This is a genomic window from Streptomyces montanisoli (assembly GCF_017813245.1).
GTDB lineage: Bacteria > Actinomycetota > Actinomycetes > Streptomycetales > Streptomycetaceae > Streptomyces > Streptomyces montanisoli.
This window is the reverse complement of record NZ_JAGIQL010000084.1, coordinates 1-22,851: the sequence shown is the minus strand read 5'-3', so window position 1 is coordinate 22,851 and position 22,851 is coordinate 1. Positions and strand designations below refer to the sequence as shown.

Genomic DNA, 22,851 nt, shown 5'->3' with positions numbered 1-22,851 from the left:
GAGCCTACGTGCTCCCACGGCACCTCGCTCCACCCATGGGAACCAACTCTTTCGAGTGATGACGGGTGGGAACGGGCGCGCTCCTTTACCTGATCACACGCCTCCTGCGGGGGAAGTTCCCCGGAATCGGTGCGCCACGCCCTCCGTTCGGCGGTAGGAAAGTGCGATGCGCCACGTCGCGTGACCCGCGTACGCCGCGCCCGTGCCCTGTGCGCACCGCTCGCCGCACGTCATGACGTGCGGTACGACGTGCGGAGCCCGTACTCGCGTGCGGGACCGCGTACTCGCGTGCGGGACCGCGCCGGGCGGCGCGTGCGGTAGCGGTATTCGGGTCGCGCGCGAAGTCCAGGCGGAATCCAGCGTCTGGATCCCTCGAACCGCTAAAGGAGTGCCCCGGTGAGCCAGCCGGAGATGCAGCCCGGAGGGTCAGGCCGGGAGGACGAGTTCGCGGACGCCGCGGGTACGGAGGCCGGCGGCGCCGGCGACGGTGGCGCGGGCAGCGCGGGCGGTACGGGCAGCGCGGGTGACGGCGGTACGGGCGGCGCCGGTACGGGCGGCGGCAGTGCCGGAAGCGGGGATTCCGCACGGGACGACCTGGTCGGCGGCCCGTTCCCGCTGGGCGACTGGGGCGAGCCGGCGGCGCGCCTGAACGAGCTGTACCGGTGGGTCGAGAGCGGCGCGCTGCGCACGGTGCGCTGGTACCTGGCGGACCGCGTGCGCCGCAGGCTCGCCGCACGCGCGCTGCGCGGCGGCACGGCGCTCGGCGCGGTCACGGGCGTGGCGCTCCCCCTGCTCGACCTGACGGGCAGCGCGCCCGGCGCGGCGAGCTGGGGGTGCGTGGCGCTGCTGCTGGGCGGCGCGTGCCTGGCGTGCGACCGGTACTTCGGCGTGACGTCGGGCTGGATGCGGCACGTGGCGACCGCGCAGGCCGTCCAACGGCGTCTCCAGACGCTCCAGTTCGACTGGGCGGCCGAGTCGGTGCGCGAGGTGCTCGGGCCTACGGAGGGCACGGCGAGCGAGGCGGCCGAGCGCTGCCTCGGGGTGCTGCGGCGGTTCTGCGAGGACATGACGGAGCTGGTCAGGGCCGAGACCGCGGACTGGATGGTCGAGTTCCGCGGGGGCGTCGGTACGGGCGCGATGCTGCTGCAGTCGGCGCCCGCGCCCCGCGGCGAGCGCCCGGCGCCGCCCCCGCGTTCCCTCACGCCGGGGGCACGCCCCAACATGCCCCGCCAGCGCCCCCCGGAGCCGCGGTAGCCGTGCGGGGCGCGGCGGCTCTGCGGGGTCGGGCCCGCGGGGCCCGCGCTCTCTGCCCGCCGCGACCGGGTCGCTCGGGCGCACGGCTTGCCTACCAGGCCACCGGGATACGCAGGCTTCGGTAACCGCCCGGCAGACGACTGCCACAGGCCCCGCTGGGGCCCGCGGGGTGGCCCCGCGGGGGCGCCGTCCGCAGTGCGGCCCGTGCCGCCGACGCAGCGGCAGCGCGGCTGCCGGACCCGGTCACGCCCGTGCCATTTGTCATGGGCATCCGATGACGGATCACTGATGTGTCCGCCGCTCGGGCGCGGAAGCCTTCATGGTGTTCACCGTTCGAGCGCCGGCGCCGGAGCGACCACCGGCACCGGCCTTCAGTGAAGGGACCCTTCCGTGAGGAACCCTCTCGTGCGCCGCTCGCCGCGGCGGCGGAGCAGTCCGGCGTTCGCGCTCACCGGCATCGCCTGCCTGGCCCTGACGGCCCTGACGGGGCCGCCCGCGTCCGCCGCGACGTCCCCGTCCGCCTCGACGCCCGCGTCCGCCTCGACGTCCCCGTCCGCGTCCGTGCTACCGACGGCCCGCGGCGCCGGCGAACCCGTCTGCGGCAGCGGCGCGCTCGCCGCCTTCGGCTGCGAGGCGAGGACCGTCACCACCGGCCGCGGATCGCACGGCGTGCCGCGCGGCGGCAGGCCCCTCGGCTGGGGAGCGGACGATCTGCGGGCCGCGTACCACCTTCCCGCGCACTCCCCGCACCACGGCACCGTCGCCATGATCAATGTGGGCCCCGACCCCAAGCTGGCCGGTGACCTCGCCACCTACCGCAGCCAGTACGGCCTGCCCGCCTGCACGGCGGCCAACGGCTGCCTGCGCCAGATGGACTACCGCGGCGGCCCCGCGCTGCCGCCGCCCGCCACGGACGCCGACAAGCAGAAGGCGCAGGCCCTGGCCATCGAGACCTCCGCCGACGCGGAGATGGCCTCCGTGACGTGCCCGTCCTGCCGCCTGCTCGAGGTGCAGATCCCGTTCGGCCAGGGCCCGACGGACACCCACAAGGCCAGCGGCTACGAGCGGTACGCCGGCGCCTTCGCCACGGCGGTGCGCTCCGCGATCGCCGCGGGGGCGGACGCCGTCAGCATCTCGTACGCCATGCCGGGCGACGAGCGCATGCTGCACGGCCCGATCGCCGAGGCGCTCGACCACCGCGGGGTGGCGATCACCGCGGGCTCAGGGGACGTCGGGTTCAACGGGAACGGCGACTCCGCCACGGTCACCACCGCGGGCGGCTTCACCGGCAGCGCCGCGGTGTGGCCGCAGGCGCTGCCCACGGTGACGTCCGCCGGCGGCACCACGCTCGTCAAGCAGGGGCACCGCTATGCCCAGGGGGCGTGGGCGCAGGCAGGTTCGGGGTGCACGCCCGGCGTCACGCCCCCTGAGGGGCAGCCGGCGGCGGTTTCGCGGCTGTGCGAGGGCTCGCGGGCGAGCACCGACGTGTCGGCGGTCGCCGAGAACATCGCCATGTACGACTCCTACCGGCCCGCGGACGACTCCGCGGACGACTCCAAGGACGCCGGCTGGCTCGTGATGGCGGGGACGAGCCTGTCCGCGCCGCAGATCGCGGGCATGTACGCGGCGGGTGGCCACCTGCGCGACGTGCACGGCCCCAACACCCTCTACCGGGCGCCGTCCCGCGCGTTCTCCGACATCACCTCGGGCGCCAACCTCATCCCTCCGGTGTACAGCGGCACCGACGGCCACTGCTCGGCGGCCTGGGAGACAGCACAGCACAAGCCGCTGACCGACTTCGGCGACCGGATGTGCCAGGCGGGACGGGGCTGGGACGGCCCCACGGGTCTCGGCGTACCGCGCGGACTCGCCGCCTTCTGAGGCGGCCGCGCCCCGGACGGGACGGCCACCCCGCGCGGGGTGGCCGTCCCGTCCGGTTTACGGGTCGACCAGACGTACCGTCGTGCCCGCCGCCTCAAGGGCCGTGAGTTCCGGCGCCGGGGCCGTCCCGTCCGTCACCACCACGTCGAGCGCCGTCGTCGGCCCCACGTGGGCCAGGGCCGTGCGCGTCAGCTTCGTGCCCTCCGCCACCGCGATCACGCGTCTCGCGGACCGCATCGCCGCGCGTTTGACCGCCGCCTCCGCCAGGTCGTACGCGGTCAGGCCGTCCGCGACCGTCAGCCCGCAGCAGCCGATGACCGCCGTGTCGAACCGCAGCGCCGCCAGCGACGCCTCGGCCAGCGGGCCCACGAGCCCCAGCTCGCCGGGCCGCGCCTCGCCGCCCGGCAGCAACAGCGTCAGGCCCGCGCCGCCGACCAGCGCGTTCGCCGTGTGCAGGGACAGCGGCATCACCGTGAGCCGCCGCCCGCGCAGCGCACGCGCCACCTCGCGGCACGTCGTCCCGCCGTCCACCACCACCGCCTCGCCGTCCGCGACGAGCCCGGCCACCTCGGCCGCGATGCGGCGCTTCAGGTCGAGGCCCTCGTCCGCGCGCAGGGCGAACGGCGTCTCCTCGCCGCGCAGCAGCAGGCTCCGCGCCCCGCCCCTGTACCTCTCCAGCACGCCCTGCTCGGCCAGCGTCTCCAGGTCGCGCCGTACCGTCATCTCGGACGCGCCCGTGAGCTCCGCGAGGTCGGCGACGCTCATCTCGCCCGCCGCCCGCACCGCGTCCGCGACCTGCCTCAGCCGGTTCATCATCCCCCTATTGAACATTGCCGGTGTTCAATAATGCCAGTTTGGAACACTCACGATGTGCGATACGTTCATCCCATGACGAGCCCGCCGCGCACTCTCCGCCTCGCCCGCCTCGCCACCTTCACCTACTTCGGCCTCAACGGGTTCGTGCTCGGCATGTGGGTCGTCCACATCCCCGCCATCGAGCAGCGTGCGGGCATCAGCCACGCCGTGCTCGGCCGGCTGCTGCTCGTGCTCGGCGCCGGCGCCTTCGTGGGGATGCGGCTCGCCGGGCCGCTCGCCGACCGGTTCGGGTCGCGCGCGGTCGTGCCGGCGAGCGGCGTGCTGCTGGGTGCCTCGCTCGTCCTGCCCGGCGTCGCCACCGGCGCGTGGGCGCTCGGCGCGGCCCTGCTCGTGCTCGGCTTCTGCAACGGCTGCCTCGACGTCTCCATGAACACCCATGCCGTGCAGGTCGAGCACCGCTACCCGCGCCCGATCATGTCCGCCTTCCACGCCGTCTTCTCGCTCGGCGGCGTCCTCGCGTCCCTGGTCGGCGCGCGCACCATCAGCTGGGGCTGGAGCGTCCCCGCCACCCTGACAGGCATGGGCGCCTTCGGCGTGCTGGTGGCGCTGGTGATCGCGCCCACGCTGCTGCCCCGCGAGCGGGGCGCCGGCGAGACGGGGGACGGGGCACTGGCGGACGAGGCCCTGGCGGACGAGGACGGCAAGGACGGCAAGGACGGCACAGGCAAGCGCGGCCGGCGCCCCGTGCCGCCCCGGATCTGGGCCCTCGCCCTGCTCGCCTTCATGCTCATGCTCTGCGAGGGCGTCGCCAACGACTGGAGCGCCCTCGACCTGCGTGACGTCCTCGACGCTCCCGCCTCCACCGCCGCGTTCGCCTACGGCGCGTTCGCCACCGCCATGACCGTGGGACGCCTGCTCACCGACCGCGTCGCGGGCCGCATCGGCTCCGTCGCGGTCGTCAGGTACGGCGCCGGGCTCGCGACCGTCGGCCTGGCCGCCGTGGCGCTCTCGCCGTGGATCCCGCTGGCCCTCGCCGGCTGGGCCGTCTTCGGGATCGGCCTGTCAGGAACGGTCCCGCAGCTGTTCAGCGCGGCCGGGCACGCGGACCGCGAGGCCGCCGGCGCCAACGTCTCGCGCGTGGCGGGACTCGGCTACCTCGGGATGCTCGCGGGCCCCGCCCTGATCGGCGCGCTCACGCGTTACGTGCCGCTGAACGCGGCGTTCCTCGTCCCCGTACTGCTCTGTGCGGTCGCGGCGGCGGCAGCGCGGATCCTGCGGACCCGTGTGGACCCGGTCCTGACACCGGGTCCACACGGCTCGCTGCCCGGCAGCACGACGGAGCAGCGCCGCGGCGACGGGACCACCGTCGGCTGACGGCCGGCCGAGGCGGGCGCTCGGCTCGGCCGAGCCGACGGCCGGCCGAAGCGGGCGCTCAGCTGAAGACGATCATCGACCCCTGGCCGAGGCTCTTCGTCGCCGCCGCGTGCAGGCCGAGCCACACGTGCCGCTCCCGCTCGAACGGGCCTCCGCCGTCCCCGCCGCCCGTCGTCGCCCGCTCCTCGAGCGTCGTCGGGGCGGCGGGCGGCAGCGGCGCCGGGGGCGGGTTCCTCGGGTCGATGCCGATCGACGGGGCGACCAGCTCCAGCTCCCGCAGCAGCCCCTGCGTCGAGCCGAGCGGCCCGCCGCCTTCGAGCAGTTGGTCGTTGGACAGGGGCGCGGGGAAGTCCACCGGCACGTACGCGCCCGCGTGGTCGAAGTGCCACACCAGATGCGACTGCTGGGCCGTCGACTCGAACATCTCCAGCAACTGCTCGTAGTCGCTGCCCAGTTCGCCGACCGGCGTCAGCGCGAGCCCGCACACCTGGAGCAGGTACGCGCGCCGCAGCAGGTGCAGGGCGTCGTAGTCGAACCCGGCCGCCGGGGCGACGTCCCCCGACAGGCCGGGCATGTAGGCGAAGACGGGCACGGGCGGCAGCCCGGCCTCCCCCAGCGCCCTGTCATAGACGGCGATCTCCTCGGAGAAGGGGGTGTCGGGGCTGTGGCACAGCACGTCGACAAGGGGCACCAACCACAGGTCACAGGCCAACAGGTACTCGCTCTCAGGCGGTTCCCGCTCCGGGATCCGCCGGGGACGTGGGCGATGGTCAGGCCAGCGTAAGGCGCCGCGACCGGGACGCGAAGAGCGCGGCGCGCGCCGGCCTCACGCCGTGACCCTGGCGCCGTGCCCCTCACGCCGAGCCCGTCACGCCGTCCGCCTCACGCCGTGCCCCTCACGCCGTCCCGCCGGCCGACGCGCCCTTGGGCTCCGCCGACGACTTCACCAGGGAGTCGGCCCACTTCAGTAAATGGTCGTTGTACTGCCCGATCAGCGTCCTGCTCCTCCCCGCGTCCCCCGCGGCCACCGCGGCCACCACCTCCTCGTGCCCGCTCCACAGCCACCGGTGCGCCTGGGCGTCGTCCCGCAGGAACGGCACGGCGAACACCCACGACTTCACCCGCATCCGGTCAAGGAACTCCGACACGTAACGGTTGTCCCCGAGACCGCCGAGTTCGCGCCAGAACCGCAGGTCGTACCCGATCAGTATCGCCACGTCGCCCGCCCGGGCCGCGCGCGCCGCCTCCTGGGCCCGCCGCCGCACGGACACCAGGGCGCCCGCCTTCGGGGCGGCGGGGCCGAGCACCGGGCAGTCGGCCGCGCCCGGCAGCGTCAGCTCCAGCTTCCTGAAGAAGCCGTCCTCCAGCAGCCCCCGCGCCTCGACCATCTCCCGGAAGTCCGCGAGGGAGAAGCTGTGCACCCGGAACCCCTTGTGCTGGTCCGAGTCGAGCAGCCCCTGCGCCGAGAGGTCGACGAGGGCCTCCCGCACGGGCGTCGCGGAGACCCCGTACTGCTCGGCGATCGTCCTGACGGTGAACTCGCGCCCCGGCAGCAGCCGGCCGGCCAGTATCTCGTCGCGCAGCGCGTCCGCGATCTGCTGCCGCAGCGTGTGGCGTGTGACGGCTGCGCTGTCAGGCATGGTCGGTGTGCGTCCCCTCGTACGTACGCGGCGCGGAAATGACTTCCGACACAGTACGACCTGCCGCGCACCCACGCCTGGGCCGCCCGTCAGCGGCCCAGGCTCGGGCCGCGGCTCAGGCGACCCAGGCTCGGGCCGCCGCCCAGGCGGCCCAGGCTCGGGCCGCTACCCGGGCGGCTCAGGCGGCGGTCGTGTGCTCGTCCGCCGTCGCGAGCGCCGCGTCCAGCGCCGCCAGGCCCTGCTCGGCCTCCGCCTCGCTGACGTTGCAGGGCGGCACCGCGTGCGTACGGTTCATGTTCACGAACGGCCACAGCCCGTTCTTCCTGCACTCCGCCGCGAACGCCGCCATCGGCGCGTTCTCCTCGCCCTTCGCGTTGTACGGCACGAGCGGTTCGCGCGTCTCGCGGTCCCGCACGAGCTCCAGCGCCCAGAAGGCGCCCATGCCGCGCACCTCGCCCACCGACGGGTGGCGCTCCGCGAGTTCGCGCAGCCCGGGCCCGAGCACGCTCTCGCCGATGCGCGCCGCGTGCTCCACCGTGCCCTCCTCGGCCATCACCTCGATCGTGGCGACGGCGGCGGCGCACGCGAGCGGGTGCCCGGAGTACGTGAGCCCGCCGGGGAAGGGCCGCTTGGCGAAGGTCTCCGCGATGGCGCCGGAGATCGCGACGCCGCCGAGCGGCACGTAGCCCGAGTTGACGCCCTTGGCGAAGGTCAGCAGGTCGGGCACGACGTCGAAGTGCTCGGTCGCGAACCACTTGCCCGTGCGGCCGAACCCGGCCATCACCTCGTCCAGGATGAACACGATGCCGTGCCGGTCGCAGATCTCCCGCACGCCCGCGAGGTAGCCGGGCGGCGGCGGCATGATCCCGGCCGTGCCCGGGATGGTCTCCAGGATGACGGCCGCGATGGTGCCGGGGCCCTCGAAGCGCACCGTCGACTCCAGGTGTTCGAGCGCGCGTGCGCACTCCTCCGCCTCGTCGGCGGAGTAGAACGGCGACCGGTACAGGAACGGCGTCCAGAAGTGCACGGCTCCGGCCGCGCCGCTGTCGTTCGCCCAGCGGCGCGGGTCGCCGGTCACGTTGATCGCCGTCGTCGTCCCGCCGTGGTACGAGCGGTACGCGGAGAGCACCTTCGGCCTGCCCGTGTGGACGCGCGCCATCCGGATCGCGTTCTCCACGGCCTCGGCGCCGCCGTTGGTGAAGAAGATCTTGTCGAGGTCGCCGGGCGTGCGCTCGGCGATCAGGCGCGCGGCCTCGGAGCGCGCCTCCACCGCGAAGGCGGGCGCGAAGGTGGCGAGGTGGCCCGCCTGCTCCTGGATCGCGGCGACGACCTTGGGGTGCTGGTAGCCGATGTTCGTGAAGACGAGGCCGCTGGCGAAGTCGAGGTAGCGGTTGCCGTCGTAGTCCCAGAAGTACGACCCCTCGGCGCCGGCGACGGCGAGCGGGTCGATCAGTTCCTGCGCGGACCAGGAGTGGAACACGTGCGCGCGGTCGGCGGCCTTGACGGCGGCGCCGGCCTGCGGGTCGGGAGAGGGAAGAGGGGTCATGGGCGCCAGGGTAGGGACGGGCAGGTGGGGACGGGTATCGCCACCCTGTATGGAGTGGGCCACTTTCCTGGGCAGGATGTCGCCCGCGGCCACCGGAGTCCCTTCGCCGCCCTCACGCTTCCCCCGCCGGGGCCGCGGTTCGGCAGGCATGGCAGTCTCTCGCGGGACGGAGGCGCTCTTCCCGCGCTGGACGGGGAACGGTTGGCGCCATCGGCTCGTGGGAGGGGCGCCGCTCGGCCATGGAGAAGCTCTCAGCGCAGGACCCTCGCGGCGTCGGCGCGTACCGGCTGCTGGCACGGCTCGGCTCCGGCGGCCTCGGCCGGGTCTACCTTGGGCGCTCGGAGGGCGGCAGCACGGTCGCGGTGCGCGTGGTACGGCGCGAACTGGCCGGCCAGCCCGCGTTCCGCGCCGGCCTGCGCGAGATGGTCGCGGCGGCACGGCGGGTCACGGGGGCCTGGACGGTGCCGGTGGTGGACGCCGACACGGAGGCCGAGGTGCCCTGGGTGGTCAGCGACTACGTCGCGGCCCCCACACTCCTGTCGCTCGTGTCGCTCGTCCCCGGCGGTGGTACGGGCCACGGCCCGCTGCCCGCGCGCTCGGTGCGCGTCCTCGCGTCCGGGCTCGCCCACGCGCTGGAGGACATCCACGGCGCGGGCCTCGTTCACCGCGACTTCAAGCCGTCCAACATCTTCATCACCGAACGCGGCCCGCTCGTCAGGGACTTCGGCATCGCCCGTGCCCTGGACACGGCCACCGACGGCGGGCTGCGGCTGACGGGCGCGCTGATCGGATCGCCGGGCTTCATGTCGCCCGAGCAGGTACGCGGCGAGGCGGTGACGGCCGCGTCCGACGTGTTCAGCCTGGGCTCGGTGCTGACGTACGCGGCGACGGGCCGCCTCCCGTTCGGCGGGACGGACAGCAGCGCGCACGCGCTGCAACTGCGCATCACGCAGGAGGAGCCGGACACTTCCGGGCTGCCGGAGGGCCTGGGCCGGCTCGTACGGGACTGCCTGAGCAAGGACCCGGCGCGGCGGCCGTCGGCGCGGGCGGTCCTGAGCCGGGTCGGGGGACCGGAGACGGCGGGCGAACCGTGGCTCCCGGCGGACGTGCTCGGTGAGTTGACCCAGCACACGGTCCGCTTGTCGGCCACCCCGAAACCGCCCGCGGACCCGACCCCACAACGCGCCCAACCACTACCACCACCAGCCCAGCAGCCAACACAACAGCAACAAACACAACAGCCGTACATCTACCCGCTGCGACACCACGACTACCACCAACCCCTCCCCCGCCAGCAGCAGCCGCAGCCCCCTGCCTTCGGCCACCCGCTCCCGCCACCGTCCTCGTTCGCCGATGCGTATGTGGATGCCCCTGCCGCTCACCCCGCCGACGGCGGCGACGAGCCCCCGGCGCGCAGCAAGCGCGCCACCGTCGCGCTGATCGCCGTGGCCGTGGTCGTCGCGATAGGCGCGGGCGGAGCCGTCTACTCGGTCATGGGCAGCGGCAGCCCCAAGACCGGCGCCATGGCCTCATCGGCCTCCTCGGCCTCGGGCGCAACGTCACACGCCTCCGCCCTCCCGCCGCCGCCCCCGAACGTCTCGACGGCGTCCACATCCTCGTCGGTGTCGGCCTCGCCCTCTCCCTCGCCCAAGGGCGACGTGCCACAGCGCTTCGTGGGCACCTGGAACGGTGGTGTGCGGACCAAGGACGGCTACAGCCCGAGGCGGCTGGTGATCAAGCAGGGGAAGGCCGGGGACACCGTCCTCGTGCTGACGGCGGACGGCGCCGCGAAGGGAAAGCGCGGCTACCACTGCGAGTTCACCGCCCCGCTGGCCGCCCGGCCCTCGGGCGCGGCCGCGTCCCCGCTCCGGATCGGGCCGTCCTCGGTGAAGGTCGGCCAGCCGAAGTCGTCCTGCGCACCGGGCGCACCGACCACGCTCACCATCCAGCCGGACGGCACCCTGCGCCGCGCGACGGCCGGCGGCAAGTCGCAGACGTACAAACGCGGCTAGCGACGGGACGGCTCGATAAAGTGTGCGACGGAACCGTTTGACCCGCACCCTCGTGAGTGCGGGCGGGGGCAGACGGCATTGGTTTCCGGGCCAGGGGGCGCACGACGTTGAGCACGCAGCAGTCACAACCGTCCGCACCGGCCGACCAGGCAGCCCCGGCCGGCACCGCGATCGCCACGGCCCGTCCCCCACTCCGGATCCTCAACAGCCTGATGTGGGCGCTGCTGTTGCCGCTCGCGGCTGTGGCGGCGGGTTTCCTGAGCCAGTACCCGTTCGGCCTGTTCTACCTCGGGATCGCCGTCACGCTCGTGGTCGTCGCCACCACCGGGATCATCGCGGGCGCGGGCTGGAGCCGCCCCGTCGCCGCCACGCTCGCCGCGGTGTCGGTCTTCACGCTCCCGTTCCTCGCGGGCCCCACGACGTACGAGCTGTACGCGAAGCGGCTCGGACACACCGTCAGCGCACGCATCACGCCTGGCACCCACTGCCATGTCCTCGACGCCGACGGGGTGTCCGAGGAGCTGACGCAACGCCAGAACTGCGTCGGCCAGTTCGCGCCGGGCCAGCGCGTGGTCCTCTTCCGCGACCCGTTCGGCGTCCTGCACCCATGGGCGGAGGCGAACGGCTCCCGCGCCGTGCCATCGGGCACGCTCGCCGCGACGGGCGTCCTGTTCGCCGTGTCGACGGCACTCATCCTCTACGCGGGCCTGTGCCGCCGCGCGGAGGCCGCCTCGGCCGCCTGAGGCGCCCCAGCCTCGCCCCGATCGGCGTGGCGTGCACGTTCCCTAGAGTACGGATCATGAGGGAGACAACCTACTCGATCGCGGAGGCCGGCGCCCGGCTGGGCGCCATCGCCCACGAGGTCAACGCCACGGGCCAACCGGCGGCCATCACCGACGACGGCCGGACCATCGCCGTACTCGTCAGCCCCACCGACGCCCTCGAACTGCGGGAGATGCGGGCGCTGGGCGCCTACCGCGCCCGCCAGGCGCGAGGCGAGAGCGCAGGGGTCCCGCACGACGAGGCATGCCGCCGTGTCTTCGGCGCGGTCGGGACGTGAGCCAAGAGGCCATCCGGGAGCCGGGGGCCTCGCACAAGCCGAGCGGTTCGCAAAGGAGGACCCCGCGGGCGTGCGACAGGTGTTCACCGCCGTCGATCGCCTCGCTGACGAACCACGCCCGGAAGGGGCCTTCGGCAGCGACGAAGTACTGCGTATCCACGTCGGGCTCTATCGCGTGATGTACGAGATCAGCGACCGGCGGGTGCGCGTCAGCGTCATCCATCTCGGCCGCTTGCGCTGACCCGGCCACGGGAGGTGCTCAACCTGGTGGGTTGTGCCCGCCAGGGAGGGCATCGACTACCGGGGCATGTCCACGCCAGGCTGCCCGGATGACGACTCAGCGAGCGGCCCCCGACGATCTCCGCGCTGTCCTCTTCGACTCCGGCGGGGTACTGATGCAGCCGATCGGTGGGACGTACCCGGTCTGTGGGCTCCACGAACCACGTCAACGGCCATGCGGTGCCCGTCAACGGTCGGAACCGGCCCGTCCGGATTCAGGCGTTGCGCAGACCGGCGGCCTGATTGCGCAGCGCCGTCACCATCGCCTGTGCCTGCGCGGAAGGGCGTGGCCGTGTCACGGCGACACTGGCGCGTCCGGGCCAGGAGCTGTCGGTGACGGCCACGGCTCGCACACCTGCCGGCAGGGCCGGTAGGGCCACATCGGGGATGACAGTGATGCCCAGGCCGGCCGCGACGAGGCCGAGACGGGTCGACCAACTGCGCGCGGTGTGGGCGATGTGCGGGTCCGGCAGCGTCGGCCAGGCTCCGAACTGCGGCTCGCCCGTCGCGCCGTCCCCGGCGATCCAGTGCTCCTGGGCGAGGTCCGGAACGGTGATGCCGGCGTGGCCGGCGAACCGGTGCGTGTCCGGGACGGCCACCAGAAGGTCCCCTTGGAGCACTGTGGTCTGCCGCAGTTCGCTCAGGTCGTAATCCGGCAGGCCGTGGCCGACCCCGATGACCGCCACGTCCAGCCGGCCGATCCGTAGTCGCCGGAGCAGGGCGGGCGTCGAGGCCTCTGCCAGGATCACGGCGAGACCCGGGTGGCCGGACATCACCTGCGCCATCGCGCGCGGTACCAACGCCATGGCGGCGGTGGGGTAGGCACCGATCGTGAGGCGGCCCGCGAGCCGGTCACGCAGCCCGGCGAGTTCCAGCTCGGTCGCCGCCATGTCGGCGAGAATCTCCGTCGCGCGCCGGACGAGGACCTGGCCTGCCGGGGTGAGCGCCACGCCTCGTCGCCCGCGGTCGAAGATCGGTGCTCCCGCCGCCGCCTCCATGGCGGCTACCTGGCGGGAGATGGCCGACTGCGTGTAGCCGAGCGTCTCGGCGGCCCGGGTGAACGATCTCGCTGCGGCGACCTGGTGAACGACGCGGAGGCCCGCGAGGGTGAACTCGGCCATGGCCGCGAGCCTAACATGCGTGTTCGTCATGGAAACCGTGCGAAATCATCGTTGGACCGCATGCCTGGAAAGACGCACGCTGGTGACATGACACAGCGATTCACTCGAAATGAACTGGTGGCGCGACTGATCCGCGCGGGGGAGCTGGAGGTGTCGGGCGAGGATCCGGCCGAGACCGCGACGTACTTCGACAGGGAGAAGTTCCGCTTCCACGGGCCGGACGGCTTCGAGTCCGACTACGCCGGACTCACGGCCTACTTCGACTCCGTGCGCGAGGCCTTCGACGACCGGTCGATCCGGCGCGGCATCGTGGTGGCGGAAGGTGACCACATGGCGTGCCAGACATGGATCGAGGGCACCTTCGCCCGAGAGTTCACCCAGTCACCGGCCGGTCCGCTGCCGCCCAACGGCGAACGCATCGTGTTCGACCTGCTCAACATCTTCCGCTTCGACGACCGGGGACGCCTCGTCGAGGAGTGGGTGCGCACCGACAACCGCAGCCTCTTGCGCCGGCTGGGCGCCGAAGGAAGCTAGGAATCCTCAGGTCGAGCGGGGCCCGTGGGCGGGCGCCTGGGGCGGGACGGTAGGGGATTCGCGTCAACACCGTCTCCCCCGGCGCGGTACGGACGGCCCGGCGGACCAAGCCGGGCGGGGCGGCGGACATCTTCGCCGCGATGACCGGCTCCGAGGTCGCTGACACCATCCTGCTGCTGGCCTCACCACGGTCGGCCAGCACGGTCGGCGCCGACTTCGCCGTCGACGCGGGGTTCCTGGAGGCGTTCTGACGCGACGCCGCCGGGAGGTCGGCCGGTCCGGCTGAGGACGTCCAGCGCCGCGTGCCGCAGCAGCAGTGGGTGCACGAACCTCCCCGGCTCTGTGGGCTCCGCGAACCACGTCAACGGCCACGTGTGCCCGTTGAGGGCAGGAACGGGCACGTAACTCGCCGCGAGGCCCGCTGCGTTGAACGTCGTCACACCAGGCGGCCACACCCGGCGCCGCGTGGTGTGCACGGGCAGGAAGAAGTACATGCTCCGTGCGCCATTGGCCTGCTGCACGATGGGGCCGGGGTCTCCTCCGGTCATCGACTCCATGACCTCCGCGAGTCGACGCCCGTCCTCCGCGTCGACGCGCACGGCATCGAATTGCACACCGGCCTTCCGAAGCGCGTAACCGGTAGCCGGAATCCACGCGTTTAATGGACGAGTTTCTGGTTCCATGGCGACATCAAAGCGGCTTCTGGCTACCGTTTTCCATAGTGCCACGCGCACGGTAGTAACGCTCCTGACCAGCACTGTCGTCCCCACAGGTGCCTGAAAGTCGGGCGGCGACCATTGCTGACCGGTTGAGGCCGGTTGAGACGGAAAGGCAGGAGCAGGGATGGCACGTTCGGAGAACAAGGAAACGGCGGGAACGACGACCCGCTATGTCGCACGCATCGCGCGCATCCTCCGCAAACAAAAAGGGCTGTCGCAAGAGGAACTGGGCAAGGAGATCGGCTTCACGGGCTCGGCGGTCAGCGCGATGGAAACGGGCTCGCAGCCCGCGAGCGACCAGATGCTGGAGGCGCTGGAGCGCGTCCTGGGCGACGGCTTGGGCATCTTCGATGAGGCACGGGAGTTCGTACGGCTGGACAAGTACCCGAGGAAATTCAAGGACTTCGCGCCCCTGGAACAGCGGGCGGTGGCGATCTATGTCTACGAGACCCACCTGATCAACGGCCTGTTCCAGACCGAGGAGTACGCACGTTCCGTGATCGGTGGCAGCTTCCCGCCACCTACTGACGAGAAGGTCGAGGAACTGGTCGAAGCACGGATGGCGAGGAAGGCGCTGTTCTCCCGGCGCCCGACAGCGCTGGTCGAAGTGATCGTGGACGAGTCTGCGTTGAGGCGCCAACTGGGCGGCCGAAAGGTCATGAGCGAACAGTTGAGGCGCCTTGCGGAGGTGGCCCGCCTGCGCAACGTGACCATCCAGGTGCTGGCCCTCGATGCCGGTCTGCGCGGCGAGTACGCAGGTGAGCGGGGCTCTCTCACTCTCATCGAGACACCGGAGGACGACCGGTTCGTCTACCTTGAGCTTCAGGACGAGAGTCTCCTGATCAAGGACTCGTCCAAGGTCCGCACGTATGCTCAGCGGTACGCGAAGATCCGGGCCCAGGCACTGAGTCCGGACGACTCGCTGGCCCTCATCGAACGATTGGCAGGAGAAGATTGATGACCAGCAACCTGCGGTGGTTCAAGTCAACCTACAGCAGCGATGCGGGCGGCCAGTGCGTAGAAGTGGCCTACGCCTGGCGCAAGTCGAGCTACAGCGACGGCAGCGGCGGCCAGTGTGTCGAGGTCGCCGCCTGCCCGCACGCGGTCCACGTCCGCGACTCGAAGAACGTGGATGGCGGGGCGTTCACCGTGGCCCCGGACGCCTGGGCAGGCTTTCTCGGCTGGGCGCGCTGAACCGGCCCGGCGGGGGCGGGCGACGGCGGCCTACCTCAGATTGAAGACGAGCAGGTCGCCGTACTCGACCGGCTTGGCCTCCGCCATCGCCAGCTCCGGGTGCAGCGGTACGTACGCGCGGTGCAGGCCGAGCGTGTCGGGCAGCGGGGCGATCCGGGCCGCCGCGCCCGTCAACACGGCGTCCCAGTCGAGCTCCTCGCCTTCGCCCTGGCGGTCGAGGACGAAGCCCAGCGTCCCGTCGCGGTAGGTGTCGAGCGTGCGCAGCAGCGCGGCTACCGAGTGCTTCAACTGCTCCCCGTCCAGGCCGTCGAGGCCGAACTCCAGCGACGTCACCCCGCCGGGCAGCCGGCGGACGCGGGTGAACACGTCGGCGTCGGCGTCCGCCCACAGCTGGAAGTTGACCTCGTCGACGGTGCCGGTCGCGTCCGCCGTGGCCGCCATCCGCTGCAGTAGTTCGGCCTTCGTGGTGAAGGCCTGCTCGCCGTAGCTGCCGGGGCCGTTGCTGATCAGGGAGACGCGGCCGCTGCCCGGATTCGTCGTCCGCAGGCCGCACGCGTCCAGCGTGGTCAGCAGCCCTGCGGCCTCCTGGCCGCTCCAGGTGGTGCGGTACCAGAGGAAGAACCCGTCACTCATCGCAGCTCTCCACTCGCTCCACTCGTGGGCCTCCAGTGTGCGACGGACTCGTCAGGCCGAGGCCGCCGCGCGTTCGCCGCTTGTCCTGCGGCGCGCCCGTACGTCCGTCAGCGACGGCGGCCGCCAGGCGCCGTCGGGGTGGTAGACGTTCGTGCCCGGCGGGACGATCGCGTCGATTCTGTTCAGGGCCGCGTCGTCCAGCTCCAGAGCCGCGCCCCGCAGCGCACGCTGCAACTGCTCCATCGTGCGCGGCCCGATGATCACCGACGTCACCGCGGGGTGCGCCAGCGGGAAGGCCGTCGCCAGCTCCGGCAGCGTGCAGCCCAGCTCGTCGGCCAGCCCCGCCAGGTGCTCGACCACCTCCAGCTTCGCCGCCGTGACGGGCTCCCGGGGGTCGAAGCGCTCGGGGTTGAGCCGCGCTCGTCCCGCCGTCAGGTCGACGGTGCGGCCCGCCCGGTACTTGCCCGTCAGGAACCCCGACGCCAGCGGGCCCCACGTCAGCACCCCCATCCCGTAGCGCCGGCACACCGGCAGCACGGACGTCTCGATCCCGCGCGCGAGGATCGAGTACGGCGGCTGTTCCGTCCTGAACCTCGGCAGGGCGCGGCGCTCCGCGACGTGGTGCGCCTCCGCGATCTCCTCGGCCGGGAACGTCGAGCAGCCGAACGCGCGGATCTTGCCCGCCCGTACCAGGTCACCCAGCGCGGCCAGGGTCTCCTCGATGTCCGTCGTGTGATCAGGGCGGTGCACCTGGTAGAGGTCGATCCACTCCGTTCCCAGCCTGCGCAGGCTCTCCTCCACGGCCCGTATGATCCACCGCCGCGAATTGCCGCTCCTGCCCCTGCCCTCGCCCATCGGGAAGTGCACCTTGGTCGCGAGGACGACGTCGTCCCGGCGTGGCCCGCGCAGGGCCTCGCCGACGATCTCCTCGGACTCCCCGGCGGAGTACATGTCCGCCGTGTCGACGAAGTTGATGCCGGCCTCCAGGGCCGCGTGGATGATCCGGACGCCTTCGCCGTGGTCCGGATTGCCGACCGCGCCGAACATCATCGTGCCGAGGCAGTACGCACTCACCTCGATGCCGGTCCCCCCGAGCGTGCGGTAACGCATGAGCTTCTCCTCTGCCATGAACCGACGTGCCGGCCGCCTTCTTGGCGCCGGCGTCCCGCACGCTATGGGCTTGAGTCGACTGGAGATCAAGTGGGAATCGCGCCCCGGGGCATCCCCGCGGGGTCGTCACCCGCCCCGGCCGGGCAGGCCCGGCCGACCCGCACCGCCCGTATGCTCGACGGCATGAACCTGAGCATCGGCGAGGTCGCTCGGAGCACCGGTCTCAGCATCCACACCCTGCGCTTCTACGAGCACGAGGGCGTCCTCCTCAATGGAGTCCCCCGCGACTCGGCCGGCCGCCGCGTCTACACGGAGGAAGACGTGGACTGGCTGCGGGTGTGCGTGATCCTCCGCGCGTCCGGTATGCCGCTGCCCGACCTGCGCAGGTACACCGAGTACGCGCGGGAGGGGGCCGGCAATGAGTCGGAGCGCGTCGAGTTGCTCCGCGCACACCAGCGACGGGTCACGGAGCAGATGCGGCAGCTCCAGCAGTGCATGGACCTGATCAGCCACAAGGTCCGGGTGTACGAGGACATCCTCGACGGCGCGCAGCCGGGCGAGTGCCACGCCCCCGAGGCACATCGCTGACGCCGGCGTGAGGCATGGGCGTGCCCGGCACCATCGGCGCGGACGTGCCCGGCGCCATCGGCGTGGGCCTGCCCGGTGCCGCCGGCGCGGGCGTGCCCGGCTTCGCCGGTGTGGTCAGCCTGCGAGCGCCGTCGAGCCCCGCAGCGTCTCGCGGTACGTGCGGGCCGCCGCCACGAGGGTGTCGAGGGCGTCCCGGGTGCGCACCAGGTCGGCGATGTGCTCGGACAGGCGGTCGCGTTCCTGGGCCATGCGCTCCAGCGCCGCGTCGGAGTTCTTCTCGCTGGGTGCGTCGGCGCACGGCAGCAGGTCGAGGATCGTCCGGCTGGACAGGCCCGCCGCGTACAGGCTCTGGATGAACTCGATCCGTCCGACCTGGTCCTCTGTGTACTGGCGCTGGCCGCCCGCGCTGCGCCTGCTCGCGAGCAGGCCCTGCTCCTCGTAGTACCGCACCGAGCGGACGCTGACCCCAGCACGCGCCGCGAGTTCTCCGATTCGCACGCTGTCCTCCCTCGAATCCACCTGCGGTGATCCGCGCCACAGATGCTTGCCTCTGACGTCAACGTCAGGTTCTACGGTAGCCGACGTGTCCGGGAAGCGGGCACGTCGGCCAACGGCGGAGGAACCCGACATGACGTCCCTTTTCGACAGCTACCGGCTCGGCGGGCTGGTCCTGCCCAACCGCGTGGTCATGGCCCCCATGACCCGGGTACGCGCCGCCGCCGGAGGTCTCGCGACGCCGTCCATGGCCGCGTACTACGCGCAGCGTGCCACGGCGGGGCTGATCGTCAGCGAGGGCGTGCAGCCCAATGTGGTCGGCCAGTCCAACCCGGGCACGCCGGGGCTGCACACGGACGAGCAGGTCGCCTCGTGGCGTCCGGTGACCGGCGCCGTGCACGCCTCCGGTGGACGGATCTTCGCGCAGATCATGCACGGCGGGCGGGTCTCGCACCCCGAGACGACCGGGCTGCGGCCCGTCGGACCCTCGGAGGTCGCCGCCGTCGGCGACGTGTTCACCCCGAGCGGCCCGCAGCCCGCGCCGCTGCCACGCGCCTTGGACACCGCCGAGGTGCCTGGGCAGGCGCGCTCCTACGCCGAGGCGGCCCGCCGCGCGGTCGACGCGGGGTTCGACGGCGTGGAGCTGCACGGCGCCAACGGCTACCTGATCTCGCAGTTCCTGTCGTCCAACGCCAACCTGCGCACGGACGGCTACGGCGGCTCCGTGACCGGACGCATCCGGTTCGCCGTCGAGGCGATGGCCGCGACCGTCGACGCGATCGGCGCCGAGCGCACCGGCATCCGGCTCTCGCCCGGCGGCACGTTCTGGGGCGTGCGCGAGAGCGACGTGCCGGAGCTGTACACGGCCCTGCTGACGGAACTGGCGCGGCTTGAGCCCGCCTATCTCCATCTGGAGGCCACCACCGACGAGGACGTGCTGATCGCCCTGCGCCGCGTCTGGCCCACCGCGCTCGTCGTCAACCCGACGCTCCCCATGGGGCCGAAGCAGACCGGCCGGGACGACGCGGACCGCTGGCTCGGGCTCGGCGCCGACCTCGTGAGCTTCGGCCGCGCCTTCATCGCCAACCCCGACCTCGTCGAGCGGCTGCGCGGCGGACTGCCGATCGCGCCGGCCGACGAGGCGACGTACTACGCGGGCGGCGACACCGGCTACCTCACGTATCCGGCCTATCCGTACGCGGCCTGAGCCCGCGACCGGGCGGACGCCGGGCGGCCGTCCGCGACGTCACGCCGCGTCGGCGGCCGCCTCCGTGAGCGCCCGGACGAGCCTGGCGTTCTCCGGGGCCGTGCCGCCGGGGAAGGCGAAGCGCCTGCGTACGTACCCGTAGGCCAGGCCGCTGCGCGGGTCGGCGAAACCGAGCGAGCCCGCCATGCCGCAGTGCCCGAAGGCGTCCTGGCCGAGGGCGGGGAACGCCGTCACCGGGCGCTCGAAGCCGAGGCCGAACTGGTCGCGACCGCCGGTAACCAGGTCCGTACCGGTCAGGTACGGGGTGGAGAACTCCGCGATCGTCGCGGGCTTCAGCAGCGGCGGCCGCCCGCCGAGGCCCGTCAGCGCCGCCGCGTACAGGCCCGCGACGCCGCGCGCGTTGCCGATGCCGCCGACCGACGCCTGCCCTTTGGCGCGCACCTCGCGCGTGTTCGGGACGTCGACGGCGAAGTCGAGGCCGTGCCTGTCCGGGGTGAAGTGGAAGGCGATCCCGCCCAGGCTCGCGGGGTCGTCGGGTTCCGCGTCCGGCGACGCGGCCTCGCTGCTGGTCGGGTTCATCGCGCGGACCGGCTCGTAGCGCGGTTCTAGCGCCTCAGGCAGTCCGAGGTAGAGGTCGAGCCCGTACGGGGCGCGGACCCGCTCCTCGTACAGCGCCTGGATCGAGGAGCCGGTCGCCCTGCGGACCACCTCGCCGGTGAGCGCGCCGATCACGTAGGTGTGGTAGCCGTAGCCGCTTCCGGGCTCCCAGAACGGCGTCTCGGCCGCCAGCAGCTCGGCCAGCACACGGTCGTCGGCGATCTCGGCCAGTGTCAGCGGCCGGTCGTGGAGGCCGATCAGCCCGGCGCCGTGGGCCAGCAGGCCGCGTAGGCGCAGGCGTTCCTTGCCCCCGCCGGTGAACTCGGGCCAGTAGTCCACGACCCGGCGATCGAGATCGATCACACCGTCCTGCGCGAGCAGCGCGAACACGAGGTGCGTGGCGCCCTTGGTGACGGAGTAGACGCCCGTCAGCCTCTCGCCTGGGAAGTCGTCGGACGCCGCGAGGTCCACCACGAGACGGTCGCCGATGTAGGCGGTCAGCTGCGAGCCCGGCTCGTTGTGCGACTCCTCGGCGAGCGCCGCCGCGAACTCCTCGCGCACCCGCTCGAACCCGGGCGCCACCGTCCCGCGTACTTCCGGCTTCTCCGGCATGCCGTACGTCCCCCGCTCCTCGCTCGTGCCCGGCCGCCGGTACGCACACCGGCGGCCGGGCACTGTCTCCGCACCGTCCTCCCGTCCGGAAACCGGGGGCCGACATCCGGTATTCCGCCGGTCAGCGGGCATGCGCGTGGCGCGGCACGACGCGGCCCGGTGCACGCGCCGTTTCCGGGCGCGCGCACCGGGCCGAGTACCGCCAAGTACCGCGTACCGCGCGTCTCAGATGAACGAGTTGATCTCGATCGTCTCCGTACGCCCGGGGCCCACGCCGATCGCCGAGATCGGCGCGCCCGACATGTCCTCCAGCGCCTTCACGTAGCCCTGCGCGTTCTTCGGCAGGTCGGCGAACGTCTTCGCCTTCGAGATGTCCTCCGACCACCCGGGCAGGTACTCGTAGACCGGCTTCGCGTGGTGGAAGTCGCTCTGGTTGTACGGGAGTTCCTCGACGCGCTTGCCGTCGATCTCGTACGCGACGCACACCGGCACGCGCTCCCAGCCCGTCAGCACGTCCAGCTTCGTCAGGAAGAAGTCCGTGAGGCCGTTGACGCGCGTCGCGTAGCGGGCGATGACCGCGTCGAACCAGCCGCAGCGCCGGTCGCGGCCCGTCGTCACGCCGCGCTCGCCGCCGATGCGGCGCAGCGCCTCGCCGTCGTCGTCGAACAGCTCCGTCGGGAAGGGTCCCGAGCCGACGCGCGTGGTGTATGCCTTGAGGATGCCGATGACCCGGTCGATCTTCGTCGGACCCACGCCCGAGCCGGTGCAGGCGCCGCCCGCCGTCGCGTTGGAGGACGTGACGAAGGGGTAGGTGCCGTGGTCGATGTCGAGCAGTGTGCCCTGCCCGCCCTCGAAGAGGACGACCTTGCCCTCGTCGACGGCGCGGTTGAGCACGAGGGTGGTGTCGGCGACGTACGGCCGCAGCTCCGCGGCGTACTTCAGCAGCTCCTCCACGATCCGTCCCGCCTCTATGGCGCGGCGGTTGTAGAGCTTGGCGAGGAGCTGGTTCTTGAAGTCGAGCGCTGCCTCGACCTTCTGCGTCAGGATCGACTCGTCGTAGAGGTCCTGGACGCGGATGCCGACGCGGTTGATCTTGTCCGCGTACGCCGGGCCGATGCCGCGGCCCGTGGTGCCGATGCGGCGGGAGCCGAGGAAGCGTTCCGTCACCTTGTCCATCGTGGTGTGGTACGGGGTGATCAGGTGCGCGTTCCCGCTGACCAGCAGCTTGGACGTGTCGATCCCGCGCTCGCCCAGCGCGCTCAGCTCGGAGAACAGGACGGCGGGGTCGACGACGACGCCGTTGCCGATGACGGGGACGCAGCCGGGCGAGAGGATGCCCGACGGGAGGAGATGCAGCGCGTATTTCTGGTCGCCGACGACGACCGTGTGGCCGGCGTTGTTGCCGCCCTGGTAGCGGACGACGTAGTCGACGGAGCCGCCGAGCAGGTCGGTGGCCTTCCCCTTGCCCTCGTCACCCCACTGAGCACCGAGCAGCACAAGTGCGGGCACAGGCGTACACCCCTTCCGGGCGGGGCATGTCCAAGGTCAGGGGGCGGCGTGCGGCACAGCCCGAACCGTCGAACCGGTTGCCCCGGAATAGACGAAGCCCCTGGCGCAATAGCGCAAGGGGCTCTTGCACAAAGATGCTACCCGAGGAAGGACCGAGGTGTCGGCTCCGGAATTCGCCGCCCACGGCACACGGCAGCAGCCACAACAGCTCCTGGTGGTCATCGACCCGCTCGCGCGAAGAAGCGACGGCGAATCCGTCCGTATCGCGAAAGACGTGCTGTGTGCGGGCGCGCCGGCCAAGATCTGTCTGCCCGAGACGCCTGAGGAGTTCGACCGCGCCCTCGTGCGGCGCGGCCACCGGCGGCCGGTGGTGGTGGGCGACGACGGCGCGCTGCTGCGCACGGTCGCCCTGCTGCACCGGGAGCGCGAGCTCACGGGGGAGGCGCTGTCGCTGGTCCCGGTGGGCACGGCGGGCGAGCTGGCGCTGGCGTGCGCGCTCGGCGTGCCGGCGGGCACGGTGGCTGCGGCGCGCGCGGTGCTCGACGGGGTCGGCGCGCCGCTCGGCCTCCGTGTCGTCCACCCGGCGGTAGAGGGCCGCCGTGCCGTCGCCGCTGACCCGTACGGTGCGGGCGCTGTCGAGCATCTCCTGCGGGGTGTGCCCGCCGACGCC

At 72.6% G+C, this 22,851-nt stretch carries 24 protein-coding genes; 14 read left to right on the top strand and 10 right to left on the bottom strand.

Features of this window, described 5'->3' with window-relative positions:
• Positions 1 to 396 precede the first annotated feature (396 nt).
• Together JFN87_RS19915 and JFN87_RS34375 are read left to right on the top strand one after the other, a co-directional pair.
• The gene (locus tag JFN87_RS19915; RefSeq protein ID WP_307865521.1) at positions 397 to 1,254 is read left to right on the top strand and encodes an SLATT domain-containing protein; all 858 of its coding nucleotides are present in this window, start codon (positions 397 to 399) and stop codon (positions 1,252 to 1,254) included.
• Positions 1,255 to 1,644: 390 nt separating this feature from the next.
• A complete protein-coding gene (locus JFN87_RS34375) occupies positions 1,645 to 3,135 on the top strand; it encodes a S8/S53 family peptidase (RefSeq protein ID WP_209341822.1) in 1,491 nt (496 codons plus the stop codon).
• 57 nt (positions 3,136 to 3,192) lie between these two features.
• Here JFN87_RS34375 and JFN87_RS19905 read toward each other — a convergent pair whose 3' ends face one another.
• On the bottom strand, positions 3,193 to 3,951 hold the full coding sequence (locus JFN87_RS19905) for a DeoR/GlpR family DNA-binding transcription regulator (protein WP_245180536.1): 759 nt from the start codon (positions 3,949 to 3,951) through the stop codon (positions 3,193 to 3,195).
• A gap of 72 nt (positions 3,952 to 4,023) precedes the next feature.
• On the opposite strand from JFN87_RS19905, the gene JFN87_RS19900 reads away from it, so the two are divergent.
• Complete coding sequence (locus JFN87_RS19900) at positions 4,024 to 5,325, top strand: MFS transporter (RefSeq protein ID WP_209341820.1); 1,302 nt, start codon at positions 4,024 to 4,026, stop codon at positions 5,323 to 5,325.
• Positions 5,326 to 5,383: 58 nt separating this feature from the next.
• Here JFN87_RS19900 and JFN87_RS19895 read toward each other — a convergent pair whose 3' ends face one another.
• From JFN87_RS19895 to JFN87_RS19885, 3 genes are all read right to left on the bottom strand, one after another.
• A complete protein-coding gene (locus tag JFN87_RS19895; RefSeq protein ID WP_209341819.1) occupies positions 5,384 to 6,037 on the bottom strand; it encodes a putative DNA-mimic protein in 654 nt (217 codons plus the stop codon).
• A 184-nt stretch (positions 6,038 to 6,221) separates the two neighbouring features.
• Positions 6,222 to 6,965, bottom strand: coding sequence for a GntR family transcriptional regulator (locus tag JFN87_RS19890; protein ID WP_209341818.1), 744 nt, complete (start codon positions 6,963 to 6,965; stop codon positions 6,222 to 6,224).
• 178 nt (positions 6,966 to 7,143) lie between these two features.
• On the bottom strand, positions 7,144 to 8,511 hold the full coding sequence (locus tag JFN87_RS19885) for an aspartate aminotransferase family protein (RefSeq protein WP_209341817.1): 1,368 nt from the start codon (positions 8,509 to 8,511) through the stop codon (positions 7,144 to 7,146).
• A 239-nt stretch (positions 8,512 to 8,750) separates the two neighbouring features.
• Between JFN87_RS19885 and JFN87_RS19880 the strand changes: the two genes are divergently transcribed.
• The 4 genes from JFN87_RS19880 (at position 8,751) to JFN87_RS34565 (ending at position 11,824) form a co-directional block, all read left to right on the top strand.
• Positions 8,751 to 10,523, top strand: coding sequence for a serine/threonine-protein kinase (locus JFN87_RS19880; RefSeq protein ID WP_209341816.1), 1,773 nt, complete (start codon positions 8,751 to 8,753; stop codon positions 10,521 to 10,523).
• Positions 10,524 to 10,630: 107 nt separating this feature from the next.
• Positions 10,631 to 11,266 carry a hypothetical protein gene (locus JFN87_RS19875; RefSeq protein WP_209341815.1) on the top strand — a complete coding sequence of 212 codons (636 nt, stop codon included), beginning with the start codon at positions 10,631 to 10,633 and terminating at the stop codon, positions 11,264 to 11,266.
• A gap of 56 nt (positions 11,267 to 11,322) precedes the next feature.
• The gene (locus tag JFN87_RS19870; RefSeq protein ID WP_209341813.1) at positions 11,323 to 11,583 is read left to right on the top strand and encodes a type II toxin-antitoxin system Phd/YefM family antitoxin; all 261 of its coding nucleotides are present in this window, start codon (positions 11,323 to 11,325) and stop codon (positions 11,581 to 11,583) included.
• Between the two features lie 70 nt (positions 11,584 to 11,653).
• The gene (locus JFN87_RS34565) at positions 11,654 to 11,824 is read left to right on the top strand and encodes a type II toxin-antitoxin system RelE family toxin (RefSeq protein ID WP_372449257.1); all 171 of its coding nucleotides are present in this window, start codon (positions 11,654 to 11,656) and stop codon (positions 11,822 to 11,824) included.
• A gap of 253 nt (positions 11,825 to 12,077) precedes the next feature.
• Here the strand turns inward: JFN87_RS34565 and JFN87_RS19860 are convergent, their stop codons facing one another.
• Positions 12,078 to 12,983 (bottom strand): LysR family transcriptional regulator, encoded by a 906-nt coding sequence (locus JFN87_RS19860; RefSeq protein ID WP_209341810.1) that lies wholly within the window; start codon positions 12,981 to 12,983, stop codon positions 12,078 to 12,080.
• Positions 12,984 to 13,070: 87 nt separating this feature from the next.
• On the opposite strand from JFN87_RS19860, the gene JFN87_RS19855 reads away from it, so the two are divergent.
• From JFN87_RS19855 to JFN87_RS19840, 4 genes are all read left to right on the top strand, one after another.
• Positions 13,071 to 13,517 carry an ester cyclase gene (locus tag JFN87_RS19855; RefSeq protein WP_245180533.1) on the top strand — a complete coding sequence of 149 codons (447 nt, stop codon included), beginning with the start codon at positions 13,071 to 13,073 and terminating at the stop codon, positions 13,515 to 13,517.
• A gap of 56 nt (positions 13,518 to 13,573) precedes the next feature.
• Complete coding sequence (locus JFN87_RS19850) at positions 13,574 to 13,768, top strand: SDR family oxidoreductase (protein WP_209341834.1); 195 nt, start codon at positions 13,574 to 13,576, stop codon at positions 13,766 to 13,768.
• Between the two features lie 592 nt (positions 13,769 to 14,360).
• Positions 14,361 to 15,194 carry a helix-turn-helix domain-containing protein gene (locus JFN87_RS19845; protein WP_209341807.1) on the top strand — a complete coding sequence of 278 codons (834 nt, stop codon included), beginning with the start codon at positions 14,361 to 14,363 and terminating at the stop codon, positions 15,192 to 15,194.
• Positions 15,194 to 15,430 (top strand): DUF397 domain-containing protein, encoded by a 237-nt coding sequence (locus JFN87_RS19840; protein WP_209341806.1) that lies wholly within the window; start codon positions 15,194 to 15,196, stop codon positions 15,428 to 15,430. The genes JFN87_RS19845 and JFN87_RS19840 overlap by 1 nt, the downstream gene beginning before the upstream one ends.
• A 30-nt stretch (positions 15,431 to 15,460) precedes the next feature.
• Here the strand turns inward: JFN87_RS19840 and JFN87_RS19835 are convergent, their stop codons facing one another.
• Both JFN87_RS19835 and JFN87_RS19830 read right to left on the bottom strand, forming a co-directional pair.
• Positions 15,461 to 16,063 (bottom strand): hypothetical protein, encoded by a 603-nt coding sequence (locus JFN87_RS19835; RefSeq protein WP_209341804.1) that lies wholly within the window; start codon positions 16,061 to 16,063, stop codon positions 15,461 to 15,463.
• Positions 16,064 to 16,114: 51 nt separating this feature from the next.
• A complete protein-coding gene (locus JFN87_RS19830) occupies positions 16,115 to 17,173 on the bottom strand; it encodes an aldo/keto reductase (protein WP_209341802.1) in 1,059 nt (352 codons plus the stop codon).
• 183 nt (positions 17,174 to 17,356) lie between these two features.
• On the opposite strand from JFN87_RS19830, the gene JFN87_RS19825 reads away from it, so the two are divergent.
• A complete protein-coding gene (locus JFN87_RS19825; protein ID WP_245180518.1) occupies positions 17,357 to 17,761 on the top strand; it encodes a MerR family transcriptional regulator in 405 nt (134 codons plus the stop codon).
• A 114-nt stretch (positions 17,762 to 17,875) separates the two neighbouring features.
• Here JFN87_RS19825 and JFN87_RS19820 read toward each other — a convergent pair whose 3' ends face one another.
• The gene (locus JFN87_RS19820; RefSeq protein ID WP_209341800.1) at positions 17,876 to 18,259 is read right to left on the bottom strand and encodes a MerR family transcriptional regulator; all 384 of its coding nucleotides are present in this window, start codon (positions 18,257 to 18,259) and stop codon (positions 17,876 to 17,878) included.
• A gap of 130 nt (positions 18,260 to 18,389) precedes the next feature.
• Between JFN87_RS19820 and JFN87_RS19815 the strand changes: the two genes are divergently transcribed.
• Positions 18,390 to 19,463: an alkene reductase gene (locus JFN87_RS19815; protein WP_209341798.1), complete on the top strand. Its 1,074-nt coding sequence runs from the start codon at positions 18,390 to 18,392 to the stop codon at positions 19,461 to 19,463.
• Positions 19,464 to 19,502: 39 nt separating this feature from the next.
• On the opposite strand, the gene JFN87_RS19810 is transcribed toward JFN87_RS19815, so the two are convergent.
• Complete coding sequence (locus tag JFN87_RS19810) at positions 19,503 to 20,672, bottom strand: serine hydrolase domain-containing protein (RefSeq protein WP_209341796.1); 1,170 nt, start codon at positions 20,670 to 20,672, stop codon at positions 19,503 to 19,505.
• Between the two features lie 225 nt (positions 20,673 to 20,897).
• A complete protein-coding gene (locus JFN87_RS19805) occupies positions 20,898 to 22,181 on the bottom strand; it encodes an adenylosuccinate synthase (protein ID WP_209341791.1) in 1,284 nt (427 codons plus the stop codon).
• 157 nt (positions 22,182 to 22,338) lie between these two features.
• Here JFN87_RS19805 and JFN87_RS19800 point away from each other — a divergent pair.
• A partial coding sequence (locus JFN87_RS19800; RefSeq protein ID WP_504739782.1) for a diacylglycerol kinase family protein occupies positions 22,339 to 22,851 on the top strand: 513 nt, incomplete at its 3' end.